Annotated in this window: 19 protein-coding genes; 7 read left to right on the top strand and 12 right to left on the bottom strand. The window is 67.5% G+C overall.

The features are described from left to right. Window positions 1-220 precede the first annotated feature (220 nt). Window positions 221-523 (top strand): hypothetical protein, encoded by a 303-nt coding sequence (locus tag SZ55_RS08580; protein WP_044404196.1) that lies wholly within the window; start codon window positions 221-223, stop codon window positions 521-523. Here SZ55_RS08580 and dusA read toward each other — a convergent pair. Beyond that, window positions 493-1503, bottom strand: a complete 1011-nt coding sequence (dusA, locus tag SZ55_RS08585; protein ID WP_082078178.1) for a tRNA dihydrouridine(20/20a) synthase DusA — start codon at window positions 1501-1503, stop codon at window positions 493-495. The two genes, SZ55_RS08580 and dusA, sit on opposite strands and share 31 nt — an antisense overlap. 339 nt (window positions 1504-1842) lie before the next feature. Here dusA and SZ55_RS27080 point away from each other — a divergent pair, with 339 nt between their 5' ends. After that, on the top strand, window positions 1843-2163 hold the full coding sequence (locus tag SZ55_RS27080) for a hypothetical protein (RefSeq protein WP_052807562.1): 321 nt from the start codon (window positions 1843-1845) through the stop codon (window positions 2161-2163). Between the two features lie 83 nt (window positions 2164-2246). On the opposite strand, the gene SZ55_RS08595 is transcribed toward SZ55_RS27080, so the two are convergent. Together SZ55_RS08595 and SZ55_RS08600 are read right to left on the bottom strand one after the other, a co-directional pair. Next, window positions 2247-2621: a hypothetical protein gene (locus tag SZ55_RS08595; RefSeq protein ID WP_152644457.1), complete on the bottom strand. Its 375-nt coding sequence runs from the start codon at window positions 2619-2621 to the stop codon at window positions 2247-2249. Between the two features lie 137 nt (window positions 2622-2758). Continuing rightward, a complete protein-coding gene (locus tag SZ55_RS08600) occupies window positions 2759-3112 on the bottom strand; it encodes a DUF3592 domain-containing protein (protein ID WP_044404204.1) in 354 nt (117 codons plus the stop codon). 443 nt (window positions 3113-3555) lie between these two features. Here SZ55_RS08600 and SZ55_RS08605 point away from each other — a divergent pair, with 443 nt between their 5' ends. From SZ55_RS08605 to SZ55_RS08615, 3 genes are read left to right on the top strand one after another with little or no spacing between them, the layout of a single operon-like run. After that, a complete protein-coding gene (locus SZ55_RS08605) occupies window positions 3556-4239 on the top strand; it encodes a CsgG/HfaB family protein (protein ID WP_044404206.1) in 684 nt (227 codons plus the stop codon). Between the two features lie 26 nt (window positions 4240-4265). Next, window positions 4266-4613: a DUF4810 domain-containing protein gene (locus SZ55_RS08610; RefSeq protein ID WP_044404236.1), complete on the top strand. Its 348-nt coding sequence runs from the start codon at window positions 4266-4268 to the stop codon at window positions 4611-4613. After that, window positions 4610-5278 carry a DUF799 domain-containing protein gene (locus SZ55_RS08615; protein WP_044404210.1) on the top strand — a complete coding sequence of 223 codons (669 nt, stop codon included), beginning with the start codon at window positions 4610-4612 and terminating at the stop codon, window positions 5276-5278. The genes SZ55_RS08610 and SZ55_RS08615 overlap by 4 nt, the downstream gene beginning before the upstream one ends. Window positions 5279-5328: 50 nt before the next feature. On the opposite strand, the gene SZ55_RS08620 is transcribed toward SZ55_RS08615, so the two are convergent. The 4 genes from SZ55_RS08620 to SZ55_RS08635 form a co-directional block, all read right to left on the bottom strand. Further along, window positions 5329-8409 carry an error-prone DNA polymerase gene (locus SZ55_RS08620; RefSeq protein WP_044404213.1) on the bottom strand — a complete coding sequence of 1027 codons (3081 nt, stop codon included), beginning with the start codon at window positions 8407-8409 and terminating at the stop codon, window positions 5329-5331. Then, entirely contained in the window at window positions 8406-9818 is a 1413-nt protein-coding gene (locus SZ55_RS08625) for a Y-family DNA polymerase (protein WP_044404216.1), read from the bottom strand. Before SZ55_RS08625 ends, SZ55_RS08620 begins: the two co-directional genes overlap by 4 nt. 2 nt (window positions 9819-9820) lie before the next feature. Further along, window positions 9821-10447, bottom strand: coding sequence for a translesion DNA synthesis-associated protein ImuA (gene imuA / locus SZ55_RS08630; RefSeq protein WP_044404219.1), 627 nt, complete (start codon window positions 10445-10447; stop codon window positions 9821-9823). 94 nt (window positions 10448-10541) lie between these two features. Continuing rightward, window positions 10542-12149, bottom strand: coding sequence for a sensor domain-containing diguanylate cyclase (locus SZ55_RS08635; RefSeq protein ID WP_044404221.1), 1608 nt, complete (start codon window positions 12147-12149; stop codon window positions 10542-10544). 338 nt (window positions 12150-12487) lie between these two features. On the opposite strand from SZ55_RS08635, the gene SZ55_RS08640 reads away from it, so the two are divergent. After that, window positions 12488-13006, top strand: coding sequence for a DUF3592 domain-containing protein (locus tag SZ55_RS08640; RefSeq protein ID WP_052807563.1), 519 nt, complete (start codon window positions 12488-12490; stop codon window positions 13004-13006). A 50-nt stretch (window positions 13007-13056) separates the two neighbouring features. Here SZ55_RS08640 and epsC read toward each other — a convergent pair whose 3' ends face one another. Further along, window positions 13057-13998, bottom strand: a complete 942-nt coding sequence (gene epsC, locus SZ55_RS08645) for a serine O-acetyltransferase EpsC (protein ID WP_044404223.1) — start codon at window positions 13996-13998, stop codon at window positions 13057-13059. Between the two features lie 74 nt (window positions 13999-14072). Continuing rightward, on the bottom strand, window positions 14073-14963 hold the full coding sequence (gene rhtA, locus SZ55_RS08650; RefSeq protein WP_044404225.1) for a threonine/homoserine exporter RhtA: 891 nt from the start codon (window positions 14961-14963) through the stop codon (window positions 14073-14075). A gap of 60 nt (window positions 14964-15023) precedes the next feature. Here rhtA and SZ55_RS08655 point away from each other — a divergent pair, with 60 nt between their 5' ends. Then, window positions 15024-15614: a helix-turn-helix domain-containing protein gene (locus tag SZ55_RS08655; RefSeq protein WP_044404227.1), complete on the top strand. Its 591-nt coding sequence runs from the start codon at window positions 15024-15026 to the stop codon at window positions 15612-15614. A gap of 16 nt (window positions 15615-15630) precedes the next feature. Here the strand turns inward: SZ55_RS08655 and SZ55_RS08660 are convergent, their stop codons facing one another. From SZ55_RS08660 to SZ55_RS08670, 3 genes are all read right to left on the bottom strand, one after another. Next, complete coding sequence (locus tag SZ55_RS08660; protein ID WP_044404229.1) at window positions 15631-15933, bottom strand: DUF5629 family protein; 303 nt, start codon at window positions 15931-15933, stop codon at window positions 15631-15633. A gap of 68 nt (window positions 15934-16001) precedes the next feature. Then, window positions 16002-16325, bottom strand: coding sequence for a hypothetical protein (locus tag SZ55_RS08665; RefSeq protein WP_044404231.1), 324 nt, complete (start codon window positions 16323-16325; stop codon window positions 16002-16004). 137 nt (window positions 16326-16462) lie between these two features. After that, a partial coding sequence (locus tag SZ55_RS08670) for a cytochrome b (RefSeq protein WP_082078179.1) occupies window positions 16463-16981 on the bottom strand: 519 nt, incomplete at its 5' end.

Raw genomic sequence — 16981 nt, forward strand, 5'->3', positions numbered from 1 at the left:
AGCAGCCCGGGCGGGCTCAACGGGCGGCCAGGGGAATTTCATGGCGGTGCTGCCGCCACGTTCGTCAGACCATGGCCGCGAAAAAAATTCCGTATTTCCTTGCGGGTTTTTCGTGCTGGTTCGTCTTTATTGATGAGGGCCCGCTGAGCGGGTGGGGTGGCGCAGGAAGGCCGCCTCGGTGCCGACACGCCACAGGCAACAGACCAGAAGGAGCTTCGCCATGCCCCACAGCGACCATTCCCGATTGCGCCAGATGCTGCAGGACGCCGGCCTGAAGGCCAGCCTGCCGCGCCTGAAGGTGCTGGAGATACTCTGCGATGCGCAGAACGAAGACGGCGGCATCTCCACCCGCCTGCTGCACCAGCGGCTGAACGCCGCTGGCGAGCCGCTCTCCCTGGTCAGCGTGCGCCAGGTACTGGGGCGGATGCTGGAAAGCGGCCTGGTGGTGCCGGAGGGGCACAAGGGCTATGCCCTGGCCCCGCAGAACGCGGCTCAGTGGCCGCGCAGCAGGTCGATGGCCTGATCGAGCAGTTCCAGCGGCGCCTGGGTCTTGTGCACGTCCACCGAGAGCAGTTGGCGGAAGCGCCGTGCCCCCGGGAATCCCTGGGCCAGGCCCAGCACGTGGCGGGTGATGTGATGCATCTGCCCGCCCTCGGCGATGTGCCGCTCGATGTAGGGGCGCATGGCCTCCAGTGCGGCGGCGCGGGTGATCGGCTGGGCCTCCGAGCCGAACAGGCGCCCGTCCACCGACGCCAGCAGGTAGGGGTTGTGGTAGGCCTCGCGGCCCAGCATCACTCCATCGAAGGTAGTCAGGTGCGCCTCGCACTCATCGAGGGTCTTGATGCCGCCGTTGAGGATGATCTCCAGGTCCGGGAAGTCCCGTTTCAACTGAGCGGCCACGTCGTAGCGCAGCGGCGGGATCTCGCGGTTCTCCTTTGGTGAAAGGCCTTCGAGGATGGCGATGCGAGCATGCACGGTGAAGCTCCGGCAGCCGGCCTCCCGCACCTGCCCGACGAAATCGCAGAGCGCCTCGTAGCTGTCGCGGCCATTGATGCCGATGCGGTGCTTGACCGTCACCGGGATCTCCACCGCATCGCGCATGGCCTTCACGCAGTCGGCCACCAGCGCCGGATGCCCCATCAGGCACGCGCCGATCATGTTGTTCTGCACCCGGTCGCTGGGGCAGCCGACGTTGAGGTTCACCTCGTCGTAACCCGCTTCCTGCGCCAGCCGCGCGCAGGCTGCCAGGTCGGCCGGCACGCTACCGCCCAGCTGCAGCGCCAGCGGATGCTCCTGCTCGTCATGACGGAGGAAGCGAGCGCGATCCCCATGCAGGATCGCGCCGGTGGTCACCATCTCCGTGTACAGCAGCGCGTGCCGGGACAGTTGGCGGAGGAAGAAGCGGCAATGCCGGTCGGTCCAGTCCATCATCGGTGCCACGGAGAAGCGGCGGGACAGCGCAGGGCGCGTGGTTACTGGCGTAGAGCTTGATTCTAGGGGCATTTGGGTACGTCTGATTTCTGCCCGTTTTACCCCGTTTCCGCTTGTTATCGGGCCGCGCTCGCTACAGGTAGCAAGTCAAATTCGCCGTGTAGCAAATAGGGAAATGGGCACGATCACTCACGGAAACGGAAAGACGGCAGTGTGGGTTGCACCGCTCAGATCCGTGTCTGGCGCGAAGGGCGCGCAGTTTATCAAGAATCCCGAGTCATCGATTGAAAGCAGCTTCTTGGAGCAAGCCTCTCGTCGTGAGAGCGCGATTCGCGCTTTATCTCGTTAGGCAGCATCTGCATGGGCTGCGCTCTACTACAGTCATTGCTCCAGACCATGGAGGGGTGATCGATGCGTATTGTGCTCTTGGTGGCTGTTGCGGCGGCTCTGATTCCTGTCACTGCGTCTGCAGAGGAGCTGATCGGCGGCGGGCTGAAGGTGGTCTCGGTCGAGCTGCTGGCGGAGTCCCAGGCAGTGATAGAACTCGACAATGGAAGCAGCGGCACGGAGGTTTTGTGGGTCGATTGCGCGTTGGGCGAGTGGGGATACAACGGAGAGGAGGCCGGATTTCCGGTCAAGCCTGACGAGAAATCCCAGGCCATTGCTTACCACGCCTGCAAGGATGCGTCCAACACTTCGCCATTGGTCCAGCAGCCTGGCAGTTGGCGCTGATGCAAAGCCCGCAATGGCGGGCTTTTCGGTGTGTCCCTGGGCTTGACGCCGGGCCCAGGGAGAGTCTACGTGCCGGGCGCTGGTCAGATAATCACGGGCGGTGCCGGTTCTGGCCGGTGTTTCTTGTGGTCGTCGGAGTTGGACCAGCCACCGCCCAGTCCGAAGTCCACGGTCTGTTTCTCCAGCGAGTAACCCACGTTGGCATCGCCGTAATAGCCTTCCCCCTGGTAGCCGACGCCGATGTTCGGGCGGATCGACTGACTGGAGAACACGTAATCGAGGCCTACCGAGACAATGGCTTCGTTGTCCTCGTCGTTCGAGAAGGCATTGATCCCCAGGGCAGGGCCTTCGCCAAACACGTAGCTGATGCCGATCCCGAAGCCGACATCACTGGCCGATGCGCCGACACTCATCAGGATCAGTGCGGTTCCGGCCAGCACATGCATTGTCTTTCTCATCGTTCCATCTCCTTGTTGTCCAGCGGATTACCTCGTCGGCAAGCATAGTCGCAGACTGGGCAATCGATCTGTGAAGGGTGGGGATGGTGGTGAGTCGGAAGGAGCGAGCCGCTTCGCCAAGCCTCTGGAGGAGGTGCTCAGCCCCGCCAGCCTGGCGTGATGACTTCCGACTCCCAAGGCTCCTTGGGGTCGTACTTGAGTTTCATCCGGGTCCCAGGTTTGTACAGTTTTAGATAGGTCTGCAGGCTGGCAAGGCTGATGTCGGTGCTGCTGCGGTCGGTGTAGCGGGTGCCATTTACTTCATAGGCCACATCGATAAAGACGGTGTAGTAGCCGCCGCCCAGGCGCTTCGAGTCGGAGTGGCGCGAGTAGGAAATGGTCGTGACCGTCGCACTGGTTTCGGTCCAGCTTTGCAAGGTCAGGATTTCCTTCACGCCGAAGAACAGGGCTGCTGTCCAGGCACCGACTTTGATAAACGTTCCGATTTTCATGCATTCGTCCCTGAATCTTTCCGGATAACGCAACAGGCATTGCGCGCGGCGCGCGATCCTAGCACGGAGATTTCCGACCACGCGATGCCGCGCCGGCAAGTCCGTCACAGCACTGCCGCGTCACCCGCGACAACACCCCGCAAGCCGTGCTATCAAGCCGTCCGTCGGCAGGTGCTGCGCGTAAAAGCCAAATGCCATTAATCTCCGCGCGCCCGGCCCAGGCCTTGCCCCGCAAGCCATTGGCGGCGGGGTGAATCCAGGAGTTGTCGCAGTCGCAGGACATCGGATGTCGTCGTTTTTCACGCCTTTCCCCGTTATTGATCGCACCCTCGTTGGCGCGTCCTGCCCGATGAGCCGGTTGCGGCCGCTCCCCCTCATTATTTCGGTCTTCGCCCGGTCTGCCGGTGGCGAAGGCCTTGGCTTTTAAAACAAGGAGAGTCTCCATGAGCATCGTCTCGAAGCGTGCCCTGCTGCCGGTCCTGGCAGCCATGGCCCTGGCCGGCCTGTCCGGCTGCGCCACCGAAACCTCCACCGCCGTCGCGGTGCAGCAGGTCGAAAGCGTCAACCGTCCCTACAGCGGCCCGCGCGCACCCATCGCCGTCGGCAAGTTCGACAACCGCTCCAGCTACATGCGCGGCATCTTCTCCGACGGCGTCGACCGCCTCGGTGGCCAGGCCAAGACCATCCTCATCACCCACCTGCAGCAGACCAACCGCTTCAACGTGCTGGACCGCGACAACATGAGCGAGATCCAGCAGGAAGCCGCCATCAAGGGCCAGGCCCAGCGCCTGAAGGGTGCCGACTACGTGGTGACCGGTGATGTCACCGAGTTCGGCCGCAAGGAAGTGGGCGATCACCAGCTGTTCGGCATCCTTGGCCGTGGCAAGACCCAGATCGCCTACGCCAAGGTGGCGCTGAACATCGTCAACATCTCCACCTCCGAAGTCGTCTATTCCACTCAGGGTGCGGGCGAATATGCCCTGTCCAACCGTGAAGTGATCGGCTTCGGCGGCACCGCCAGCTACGACTCCACCCTCAACGGCAAGGTGCTCGATCTGGCCATGCGCGAAGCCGTCAACAAGCTGGTCGCGGCCGTCGACAGCGGCGCCTGGAAACCGCAGAACTGAAACAAGGACGTCATGCAATGAAACCGATGAACACCTCGCTCGCCGCACTGCTGCTGGCGAGCGCCATGCTGGCCGGCTGCAGCGGGCCCAAGACCCTCTACCAGTGGGAGGGTTACCAGACCCAGGTCAACCAGTACTTCAAGGGCGAGTCCAAGGAAGCCCAGGTGGAGGCGCTGGAAGCCGACCTGCAGAAGATCAAGGCCAAGAACGGTGCCGTACCGCCGGGCTACCACGCCCAGCTCGGCCTGCTGTATTCCAGCATCGGCAAGGATGACCAGATGGTGCGTGAGTTCGAGACCGAGAAGGCGCTGTTCCCCGAGTCCGCCACCTACATGGACATGCTGCTGAAGAACGCCAAGGGAGGTGCGCAATGAGCCTTCGTCACCTGTCCCGACTGCTGGTCTGCTGTGTCCTCGGCGCCCTGGTGACCGGCTGCGCCTCGACCCAGAAGAGCGTCGACTACTCCGCCTACAAGGAGGCCCGCCCGCGCTCGATCCTGGTGCTGCCGCCGCTGAACGAGTCGCCGGACGTCAAGGCCACCTACGGCATGATGTCCCAGGTCACCTACCCGCTGGCCGAGGCCGGTTACTACGTGCTGCCGGTGGCCCTGGTGGACGAGACCTTCCGCCAGAACGGCCTGACTTCCCCGGGCGATATCCACCAACTGCCGCCGGCCAAGCTGCATGAGGTCTACGGGGCCGATGCGGCGCTGTACATCACCGTCACCCAGTACGGCACCCAGTACATGGTGTTCAGCAGCGCGGCCATCGTCACCGCCAGCGCCCGCCTGGTGGACCTGAAGACCGGCACCACCCTGTGGACCGGCTCGGCCAGTGCCTCCAGCGAAGAGGGCAACAACAACAACGGGGGCGGCCTGGTCGGCATGCTGGTCACCGCAGCCGTCAAGCAGATCATCAACAGCTCCGTCGAGGATGCCGCCTATCCCATCGCCGGCATCACCAGTGCCCGGCTGCTTTCCACCGGTTACAACGGTGGCCTGCTCTACGGTCCGCGTTCGCCGAAGTACGGCACCGACTGATCCGTTCGGCGCCCCTTCACGGGGCGCCAGCCCCCCAGCCGGGCTTCTGCTCAGTGGAAGTCCCGGCTGCGCACATCCAGCCCGGTCAACAGCTCGGACAGGTCCCGCAGGCGTCCGGCGATCACGTGGCGCACCCCGTCCGCACACTCGAAGTGACCGTCCACCCGCATCAGCTGCGAGCGCAGCAAGGCCTGGCGTTGGCGTTCGGCCAGGTCGCGCCAGACCACCACGTTGATCATGCCGAACTCGTCCTCCAGGGTGACGAAGGTCACTCCGCTGGCGGTTTGCGGGCGCTGCCGGCCGACCACCAGGCCCGCGACGCTGATGGGGCGCCCCGATTCCACCTCGGCCAGCTCCCGCGAACTGCGGCAGCGCTGGGCACGCAGGGCACCGCGCAGCAGCGTCAGCGGGTGGGGCCCCAGGGTGGTGCCGAGGGTGGCGTAGTCGGCCATCAGGTTCTCGCCGACGCTGGGCAGCGGCAGGGCCACCGGCGCTTCGACCGGAGCGGGCAGGGCGGCGAACAGCGGCAGCTGCGGCTCCACGGCGGCAATGGCCCAGCGCGCTCGGTGGCGGTGCCCGGCCAGTGCCCGCAGGGCGCCGGCATCGGCCAGCCGCTCACGGGCGCGGGCATCCAGGCGGGCGCGCAGGCACAGGTCGGTCACGTCCTGGAAGGGGGCTTGCCGGCGTGCCTGTCCGATGGCCTCGGCGTCGTCCTGGCGGAAGCCTTTCACCAAGCGCAGGCCAAGACGGATGGCCGGCTGCGGCTCGCCCTCGTCCTCCAGGCTGCAATCCCAGTCGCTGTAGCGCACGTCCACCGGGCGCACGCGGATGCCGTGGCGGCGCGCGTCCTGCAGCACCTGGTCGGGGCTGTAGAAGCCCATCGGCCAGCTGTTCACCAGGGCGCAGGCGTAGGCTGCCGGCTCGTGGCACTTGAGCCAGCAGCTGGCGTAGGTGAGCAGGGCGAAGCTGGCCGCGTGGGACTCGGGAAAGCCATAGCTGCCGAAGCCCTTGATCTGCTCGAAGATGCGCGCGGTGAACTCGGGGGTGTAGCCCTTCTTCAGCATCCGCTCGGTCAGCCGGATGCGGTGTGGCTCCAGCCCGCCATGACGCTTCCAGGCGGCCATCGCCCGGCGCAGCTGGTCCGCTTCCCCGGGGGTGTATTCCGCCGCCACCACCGCCAGCTCCATGACCTGCTCCTGGAACAGTGGCACCCCCAGGGTTCGCTCGAAGACCGGGATCAGCTCCTTGGAGGGGTACTCCACCTTTTCCTCGCCGTTACGCCGCCGCAGGTAAGGGTGGACCATGTCGCCCTGGATCGGGCCGGGGCGGACGATGGCCACCTGGATCACCAGGTCGTAGAAGGTCTGCGGCCGCAGGCGCGGCAACATGGCCATCTGCGCGCGCGACTCGATCTGGAACACCCCCACGGTGTCGGCCTTGCTGATCATCGCGTAGGTGGCCGCGTCTTCCCGGGGCAGGCTGGCCAGGGTCCAGCGCTGGCCCCGGTAGGCGGCCAGCAGGTCGAAGCAGCGGCGCAGGGCGCTGAGCATGCCCAGGGCCAGTACGTCCACCTTGAGCAGGCCGACGGCATCGAGGTCGTCCTTGTCCCACTGGATCACCGTGCGCTCGGCCATGCTGGCGTTCTCCACCGGCACCAGCGTCGGCAGCGGGTGCTCGGAGATGACGAAGCCTCCCGGGTGCTGGGACAGGTGGCGGGGGAAGCCGATCAGCTCGCCGCACAGCACCAGGATGCGGTGCAGCAGCGGGCTGCCCGGGTCGAAGCCCGCCTCGCGCAGGCGTGCCTCGGTGGGCAGGTGGTCGCTCCAGCGGCCACAGCAGGTGGCCAGGGCGTTGATGGCATCGGCCGGCAGCCCGAGGGCCTTGGCCACGTCACGCACCGCACCGGCGGCGTGGTAGGTGTTGACCACGGCGGTCAGCGCGGCCCGATCACGGCCGTAGCGGCGGAACACGTACTGGATGACCTCTTCCCGGCGCTCGTGCTCGAAGTCGACATCGATGTCCGGCGGCTCCTTGCGCTCGCGGGAGAGAAAGCGCTCGAACAGCAGGCGGCTGTGGGCCGGGTCCAGTTCGGTGATGCCGAGCACGAAGCACACCACCGAGTTGGCCGCCGAGCCCCGGCCCTGGCAGAGGATGGCCTGCTCCCGGGCGAAGCGGACGATGTCGTGGACGGTGAGGAAGTAGCTTTCGTAGCCCAGCTCGGTGATCAGGGCCAGCTCATGCTCGACCTGGGTGCGGACCTTCTCGCTGGCACCGCCTGGCCAGCGCCAGCGCGCGCCGTCTTCCACCAGCTGGCGCAGCCAGGTGGCGGGCGTATGGCCCTCCGGCACCAGCTCGCGGGGGTAGTGGTACTTCAATTGGCCCAGGTCGAAGCGGCAGCGTTCGGCGATGCGCAGGGTCTCGGCCATCAGCTCGGGCGGGTAGAGCGCGGCCAGCTCCTCGCGGCGGCGCAGGTGCCGCTCCCCGTTGGGAAACAGGCGTGCCCCGGCCTCGGCGACAGGCAGGTGATGGCGGATGGCGGTCATGCAGTCCTGCAGGGCGCGCCGGCCCCGGGCATGCATGTGCACGTCGCCACAGGCTACCGCCGGTATCGCCAGCTGGCGGGCCAGGTGAAGGTGACGTTGCAGCCGGACGTCGTCGTCCGCCCCCCGGTGCAGCTCGACGCCCAGCCACAGCCGGCCGGGGAAGCGCGCCAGCCAGCGCTGGCCGGCCTCGGGGCAACTGGTCGGCGTGGGCAACCAGATCGCCAGCAATCCCTCCAGGGGCACTTCGAAGTCCGCGTCCAGCAGGCGGTAGTCGCCTTTCTGCGCCCGTCGGCGGGCGCGGGTGATCAACTGGCACAGCGCCTGGTAGCCGGCGATGTCCTCCACCAGCAGCACCAGGCGCTCACCGTCGGGCCCTTGCAGCTCGCTGCCGAGGATCAGCGCCACGTCCGTGGCCTTGGCGGCCTGCCAGGCCCGCACGGCACCGGCCAGGGTGCATTCGTCGGTGATCGCCAGGGCGCGGTAGCCCAGTTGCCGGGCGCGCTCGAAGAGTTCCGCTGCGCTGGAGGCACCGCGCTGGAAGCTGAAGTTGGACAGGCAGTGCAGCTCGGCGTAGTCCGGCGCGTTCATGCGAACCAGCCCTGCAACTGCAGCGGGCCTGTTTCACCCAGCGGACGAAAGGCCCAGCCCTGCTGGCCCCGGTGGGTCAGCACGCGGTAGTAGTCGCGGCGGATGTCGTCACCGTCCCACCAGCCGGACTCGATGCGCTCGGGCCCGCCCAGCAGGCGCACCGAGCCCTCCGGCAGGGGCTGGGGCGCGGCCAGCAGCCAGGCCGGGCGTGGCCCCGTGGCCGGCAGCGGGGTCGCCAGGGGCACGAAGCCCGGGCGCCAGGCCCGTTCGGGGCGGTGGTCGGCCTGGGTCATCAGGCCCTGCACGGCGTCGTCGCCCAGGCGCGCGCGCAGGCGTTCGCGCAGTTGCTCCCAGCCGAGGCTCTGCTGGGGGCGGTCATCGAACAGGCTGTAACGGTCCGGCACGAAAGCCGGCAGGTCTTCCGCGTCCAGGCGCAGGGCGATGACCGGGCTGGGGAGCTGCAGGGCCTCCAGGCGGCCGCGGGCGAACTCCAGCAGCAGGGCCGCCTCGCGTTCGGCATTCAGCAGGCCCACCTCGACGAGGGTCGGCGCGCCCGTGCGGTGTTCCAGGTACAGGCTGAAGCGCTGCACACCCTGGTCGCGGCTGGCCAGGTAGGCAGCCAGGTCGGCGGTCATGCGGCGCAGGGGGAAGAGCAGAGCCTGAGCGGACTCCACCTCGAAGTTCAGCTCGATGCGGGTGCTGAAGCGGTCCGCCGGGCGGTAGAAGGCCAGCGCCTGGGGCTGTCGGCCGAGCAGGGTGTCGAGGTGCTGCAGCACCCCGTCCGGGAAGCGTCGTGCCAGTTCGTTGCGCGGCAGGGCCAGCACCTGTGTCACCTGGCGCAGGCCCATGCGGGCCAGGGCGGTGGACTGCGACGGCTCCAGGCCGATGCGGGCGAGCGGCAGCGCGCCGATGGCCGAGGGCAGGGCCGGGTCGTCCACGGCCAGGCCGTCGTGCACGTTGGCCAGGGCGCGTGCAGCCGCCGGGTTGGGCGCCAGGGTGATGCGGTGGCGAAAGCCCAGGGCTTGCAGCTCGGCCCGCAGGCGGGCCTCGAAGCGTGGCCAGGGGCCGAACAGACCCAGGCTGCTGTGCACCTCCAGCAGCAGGCAGCGTGGGTAGTGCAGGCTGACCTGGGAGCTGAAGCCGTAGGCCCAGGCGGCGAGGAACAGGCGCCAGCGCTCGATGGCCTCGGTGTCGTACTCGGCCTGTTCGAAGCCTGAGGTCAGGGCCTGGGCGGCGCTCAGGGCCATCCCCGGGCGCAGCCCCAGGGCCCGCGCCGGCTCGCTGACCGCCTGCAGGATGCGCCGCTGGGCGGGACCGGTGAGCAGCACCAGCGGCGTCTGGCGGTCATCCCGGCCGCGCAGCACGCCGTCCAGCGCCAACTGGGGCAAGAGGATGCAGGCCCAGCGCACGGTCAGGGTCCCACCCGCGCATCCAGCGGGATCGGTCGGGCACTGGGCTGGCCGCCCCGGCACTTGATCACCCGCAGGCGCGCCGGGTTGGCTTCGATGGCCAGGCGCAGGGCGGCGGGCGAGGGGGTCTGGGCTTCCCCCAGGGAGCGGTAGGCGAAGGCCAGGGTCTGGCCGCTTTCGGCGGCCACCTGCAGGCGACGCAGGGCGCGGTCGTCGGCCCGGTCCGGCCAGGCCAGCACGGCGCCGCAGCTGCCGGAGCGCAGGCACTGCTCGGCGGCCCACAGGGCATCCCGACCCTGGGCCTGGACCAGGCTGAGCTGACCCAGGTCCACCCCGGCGGCCTGCCAGGCGGGCGGGTAGGGCAGGTGGGGCGGCCCCACCAGCACGATGCGCTCACCGGCCTGGCTGAGGCGGGCAAGGGTGGGCAGCAGCAGGCTCAGTTCGCCGACACCGGGCAGGCCCACCAGCAGCTCGCTCAGGGCCGCTTCCGGCCAGCCGCCGCCAGGCAGTACGGCGTCCAGCGCGGCGTGCCCGCTGGGGTAGCGGCTGGCAGGTGCAGCGGGCGTGGCCTGGCCGCGCCAGAGGCGGCGCTCGTTGAACAGGCGGTCGAGGGCGACGACGGTGGACATGGGAGGGTGTGTCGGAAATTACTGTATATAAATACAGTAATTTCACTCCCCGAAGGCGGTCAAGCTGCCATGCGGCGTCCGGACGGATGGTGCGTCAGTGCACCTCGATGCGGTTGCGGCCTTCCGCCTTGGCCCGGTACAGGGCCATGTCGCTGCGGGACAGGGCGCCGGCGGCGGTGATGTCGTCGGTGCCCAGGGTGGTGATGCCGATGCTCACCGTCAGGGGGATGCGTTCGCCCTGGTACAGCAGCGGCACGTCTTCCAGGCGCTGCTGCAGGCGTTGGGCGAAGACCATGGCGCTGCGGTGGTCGGCGTCGTTGAGCACCACGGCGAACTCTTCGCCGCCCATGCGCCCGGCGAAGTCGACCCGGCGCATCTGCTCGCTGAGCAGGGCGGCGAAGTGGCGCAGGGCCTCGTCGCCGGCGCTGTGCCCCCAGCGGTCGTTGATGCCCTTGAAGTGGTCCAGGTCGAACATCAGCAGTGCTGCGCCGCTGTTGCCGGGCCGTTGCAGGCGGGCCAGCTGCTCTTCCAGACGGGTCATGAAGTGCCGGCGGTTGGGCAGTTGGGTGAGGAAGTCGGTGATGGCCAGGGCCTGCAGCTCGGCCTCGATGCGCTTTTGCTCGCTGATGTCGGTGATGAAGCCGTGCCAGAGCACGCTGCCATCGCCCAGGCGCTTGGGGTGGGCATTGCCCAGGCGCCAGCCCACTTCGCCGCTGGCCAGGCACACGCGGTATTCCCGGTGCCAGGGGGTGAGGGCCATGGCGGAGGTTTCCAGGGCGTTGAGGTAGCCCGGCAGGTCGTCGGGGTGGATCAGCGCGAGGATGCGTTCGCGCCCGACCTTCACCTGTTCGGGAGAGAGGCCGTAGATGTCCAGGCTGCCGGCGCTGACGTAGCGGTATTCGCCGCTGCCGTCGGGGTGGCGCAGGTACTGGAAGACCATGCCGGGGATCTCGTTGGTGAGGTCCGTCAGCAGTTCGATGTTCTGTTCCAGCCGGCGGGCCATGCGCTTCATCTCGGTGATGTCGGTGGTGGTGCCGATCATCCGCAGGGCACGGCCCTGTTCGTCGCGCTCGACCACCTTGCCGCGGCTGCTGACCCAGATATAGCTGCCGTCCTTGCGTTGCAGGCGGTGTTCCACCTGGTAGTCGGGGGTGCGCTGCTCGAAGTGGTCGAGCATGGTGCGGCGCACATAGTCCAGGTCATCGGGGTGGATGCGGCCGTAGCTGTCCTCGATGCGGTCGCTGATTTCCCCGACGGCGTAGCCGAGCATGGACTTCCAGCCCGGTGAGTAGTGGATGCGCCCGTTGACCACGTCGCGGTCCCAGATGCCGGTGCCGCTGCCGGCCACGGCCAGGGCCAGGCGCTGTTCGTTTTCCTTCAGCACCCGCAGGCATTCACTCATATCCGATACTTCGCGGTGCCGGGTGAGCAATTCGCTCGCCAGGTTGGCGAATTCTGCCAGTGCGACCGGGTTCACCTCGCGGGGTTGGTCGTCGAACAGCAGCAGTTCGCCGCCATCGGCGATGGGGCAGCGGCCTACCAGTTGCGGGGTACCGGAAACCAGCGCGCGCGTGGCCTTTTGCTGGTCGATACCGTCGCAGGCGAGCGGACCGTCGGGCTCGATGAGCACAACGGCGCCAACGCCGAAGTGCAGGCGCACCAGATGCAGCAGGGAAGAGAATCGGTCAGCCGTGGTGCTCACATCGGTACCTCTAGAACGGCTATCTGAACTGGATGAAGTGGAGGCTCAGCGTTCCGTCCATGGCCCATTGACGACAGTGCGATCCCTGTCGCGCAGCGGCCTGCCATCGGCCTTGCAACAAATGTATCAGGATGTGACTTCAATCAAGGGACTCCCTTGAAGCTGGATGCTAGCCTAGTGCTACTGACTTTCCATGGAAGGATGGGGCCGTGCTGCAGCGCGTGCGTGCTGCTTGCTCCGGTGCCGTGCATCTTTCCATGGTTACCTCGGGTGGATAAGTCCATTGGTCACTCCATCCGTTGCATGCCAGGACACTGCAACCAACCGGAAGGAACACCATGATCAGCTTCAAGATTTCGCCCGAAACCCACCGTGGCCTCAGCAAGGTCTCGATGGTCCTGCTAAGCTTCGCCGCCTTGATTGGCGCCGGCTACCTCATCGTTACCGCGATCCTCAACTACTTCGATGCCAACGCCATTCTCAAGGACCATTCCGAGGTGATGGCGCCGGTGAACCTGGATACCGTGACCGAGGAGCGTCATCGTCGCGGTCGTACCAGCGAGACCTACCACTTCCACTATGTCTTCGAGGTGGCCGGCAAGGCCTATGACGGCATCTTCGAGACCTCAGCCTCCAATGCCTCGCCTTACCTCAAGGAGGGCGCCTCGGTGAAGGTTGCCTACGCCAATGCCGAACCGTCCCGTTTCGGTCGCCTTGAGGTATTACAGAAACAGGCCGATTTGGGCTCCAGTATCACCCGCGCGCTGATGGCGATCCCGCTGGCCGCTTTGATTGCCTTCATCCTCCACCTGATGCTGACTCGCCGCCTGTTCGTGCCGCGGGAAACCTCGGCCTGATGTGCAGAACCCCGCGCAAGCGGGGTTCTTTCCTTACGGGGCTGGGCATCTCAGGCGCCGCAGTCGCTCTGCAGGCTGGCCTGGGTGATGTTGCTGTCGGCCGGCACGCTGCGGGTCAGCCAGACGTTGCCGCCGATGACCGAACCCTTGCCGATGGTGATGCGCCCGAGGATGGTGGCGCCGGCGTAGATCACCACGTCGTCCTCGACGATGGGATGGCGGGGCTGGCCCTTCTGCAGGTTGCCCGATTCGTCCGCGGGGAAGCGCTTGGCGCCCAGGGTCACCGCCTGGTAGATGCGCACGCGCTCGCCGATGATCGCCGTTTCGCCGATCACCACGCCGGTGCCGTGGTCGATGAAGAAGCTCTTGCCGATGGTGGCGCCGGGGTGGATGTCGATGCCGGTGGCCGAGTGGGCGATCTCGGCGATGATGCGCGCCACCAGCGGCAGGCCGTTCTTGTAGAAGTAGTGCGCCAGGCGGTGGTGGATGACCGCGTGGATGCCGGGGTAGCACAGCAGCACTTCGTCGACGCTGCGGGCGGCCGGGTCGCCCTGGAAGGCGGCCAGCACGTCGCTGTCCAGCAGGCGGCGCAGTTGCGGCAGGGCGGCGGCGAAACCCTGGACGATGGTGATGGCCTCGCACTCGATGTCGGCGGCGCTGGTGCTGTTCTGCCGGGCGGTGTAGCCCAGCTCGCGGCGTACCTCGCCGGCCAGGGCGTTGAGCGCCACGTCCAGGGTGTGGCCGACGTAGAAGTCTTCGCTTTCCTCGCGCAGGTCCGCCGGGCCGAGGCGCATGGGGAAGAGCGCGCCGCTGATGGCTTCGATGATCTGGCCGATGGTGGTGCGCGAGGGCAGCTCACGTCCGCCGCGATCCTGGCTGCGACCGTTGCGGCTGCGCCATTCTTCGCGGGCGCTGCGCAACTCGCTGACGATCTGGTCCAGCTGCCAGTTGACCGGGCGGCAGCCGGTGGAAACGTAGGGGAACTTGTTCATGGACGATCCTGTGAGGGCGCAAGGCAGGGCGATAGCCTTGCGCAGGAGGGCTTCGCTCGGCAAGGGGTTTGCGCTCAGTCGGCAGGAATCAGCCCCTGCACTTCTTCCTTGCGCTTCATGCTCGCGGTGGTACCCACCGAGGCGAGGATGATGGCGCCGATGGCGGCCCACTGCAGCAGTGTCAGCTTTTCACCGAGGAACAGCAGCCCGGAGAGCGCCCCCAGGGCCGGCTCGATGCTCATCAGGGTGCCGAAGGTCCGCGCCGGCATGCGTTGCAGGGCGTACATCTCCAGGGTGTAGGGGATGGCCGTGGAGAGCAGCGCCACCCCCAGCGCGGTGGGGATCAGGGCCAGGTTGAGCAGGTCGGTGCCGGCATGGACCACGCCGAAGGGGGCGGCGGCGAAGGCGGCGACGATCACCCCCAGGCAGGCGCTCTGCATGCCGTGGTCGGCCCCGGCGCGCTGGCCGAAGATGATGTACAGCCCCCAGCACACGCCGGCGCCGAGGGCGTAGGCCGCGCCCAGCGGGTCGATGCCGCTGGCGTTGGCGCCCACCGGCAGGAGCAGCAGCAGGCCGGCCACCGCCAGGGCGATCCAGACGAAGTCCAGCAGGCGCCGCGAGGAGAAGATCGCCACCGCCAGCGGCCCGGTGAACTCCAGTGCCACCGCCACGCCCAGGGGCACCGTGCGCAGGGACATGTAGAACAGCAGGTTCATGAAGCCCAGGGCCACGCCATAGGCCACCACGCTGCCCAGGGCGCCGGTGTTGATGCGGGCGCGCCACGGGCGCAGCACCAGGATCAGGAAGATCGCGGCGAACACCAGGCGCAGGGTGGTGGTGCCTTCGGCGCCGATGAGGGGGAACAGGCTCTTGGCCAGGGACGCGCCGCTCTGCACGGAGGTCATGGCGATGATCAGCACGCCGACGGGCAGGAGCGTCGCGGCCAGGTTGCGGGACTGGGTCATGGTTTTCCGGATCAGGCAGGGAAGGGCGCGTGCTTGTGGTGCGCCGGGATGTGCAACATAATGCGCAAATTCATCTCAATGAGCAATATATTGCCCAAGCCCATGGACCGACCCAACGTACTGGAACACGTCTCCGAGAACGTTCGCCGTCTGCGCAAGGCGCTGGGCATGAGCCAGGATGCGCTCGCTTCGGAGTCCGGGGTGAGCCGGCGGATGATCGTCGGCATCGAGGCCGGGGATGTGAACGTCAGCCTGGCGACCCTGGACCGCATTGCCGAGGCCCTGGGGGTGCTGTTCCCCGACCTGGTGCAGGCGCCGAGCCGCCCGGATCGCTCGCGCATCGAAGCGGTGGCCTGGGTCGGCCAGGACCCGCGCAGCCGCGCCGTGCTGCTGGCCAGCGCCCCGGCGCGGCGCGAGGTGGAGCTGTGGTCCTGGGCCCTGGAGCCGGGCGAGCGCTACGCCTCGGAAGCGGATGCCGAGGGCTGGCGGGAGATGGTCTACGTCATCGAGGGGGAGCTGACGCTGGAACTGCCGGAGGGGCCGGTGACGGTCCTCGCCGGGGACTTCCATGTGTTCGCCAGCAGCCAGCCCTATGCCTACTCGAACCTGGGCACGGCGCCCCTGCGCTACCTGCGCAACGTGGTGAGCTGAGCCTGTTCAGGCCTGTTCAGGCCTGCTCGGGCGCCTCGTCCTCGTCTTCTTCATCGTCGTCATTGCTGCCGCTGAAAGCCTCCATGCACAACAGGTGATGCTCGCCTTGGTCGCTGTCGATCCGCCAGCTGCCATCGGCCTCGGCGCGGGCCTGCTGCACCTGCTCGGCACTGAATTGCCAGACGCGACGGTCGCGGCCGTCGATGCATTCGATGCGCAGGGCCCCGTCGACCAGGTCGAATTGCCAGGCATGCAGGCCGTCGATCTCCAGCATGTCGCTGTTGCCGAGGGTGTCGAGGAGGGTGGTCGGTTCGCTCATGGTGCGGCTCGGGTGCTGTGAAAAGGCCGCGATGATAGAGCACGCCCGTCGCCAGGGCGACCCTGGGCTCAGGGCGTGCCGCTGCCCACCAGGCGATCGGCTTCGCTGATGTAGGCGTTGCCGGTCTTGCGGGCGTACAGGCACAGCTCGTTGCCGCTACGCCCTTTCATGTGCGGCTGGGGGTAGCGCCCGGTGATCATCAGCGCGGTGAGGCCGAGGCGGTCGTCGAACACCACGGTCTGGCCGGCGGGCTTTGCATCCTTGAGTTTGCTGACGGCGGTGCAGGCCGCCAGCACGCGGCGGTCGTGCTGTTTCCAGGCATCGTCGCTGGACGCCAGGGCGTTGCCGGCGCAGCACAGCAGGGTGATCAGAAGGCAGGGGGTGCGGCTCACGGAGGTTCTCCAGGGTGAAGGCTAGGCACCGCCCATTCCGCGACAGGCCGCTTGCCGGCCTGCCGCGTCGGGAATGGGTGGTGCGTACAACTCCTAGACCACGGCCGTCTGGATTGGTTTGGGCTGGATCACGCCGTTCAGCGGCCCCCGAGCATGCTGCCGAGCACGCCGTCGCGACGGACCAGGCCGTGGAACAGCGCGGCGCCCAGGTGCGCCAGGACGCAGGCCAGCAACAGGTAGGCGAGCCAGCGGTGGGCGCTGCGCAGTACTGCGTAGAGCTGGACGTCGTGCGGGGCGATGGCCGGCAACTGCAGGGCGCTGCCCAGCTGCACCGGGTAACCGCCGGCGGAGAGCATGCCCCAGCCCACCAGGGGCATGGCCAGCATCAGGCCGTAGAGCAGCACATGGGAGGCGTGGGCCAGGCGTTGCTGCCAGGCCGGCATGTCGGTCGGCAGTGGCGGTGCCGGCCGGCGCAGGCGTACGCCCAGCCTCAGCACGGCGAGCACCAGCAGGGCGACACCCAGCGGTTTGTGCACGGCCACCAGGGTGGTGTGCCAGGGGCTGATCTCCACCACCATGCCGGCACCGATGAACAGCATGGCCAGGATCAGGATCGCCATCAGCCAGTGCAGCAGGCGGGCGAGCGGGGTGAAGAC

It is taken from the genome of Pseudomonas sp. FeS53a (assembly GCF_000931385.1).
Lineage (GTDB): Bacteria > Pseudomonadota > Gammaproteobacteria > Pseudomonadales > Pseudomonadaceae > Metapseudomonas > Metapseudomonas otitidis.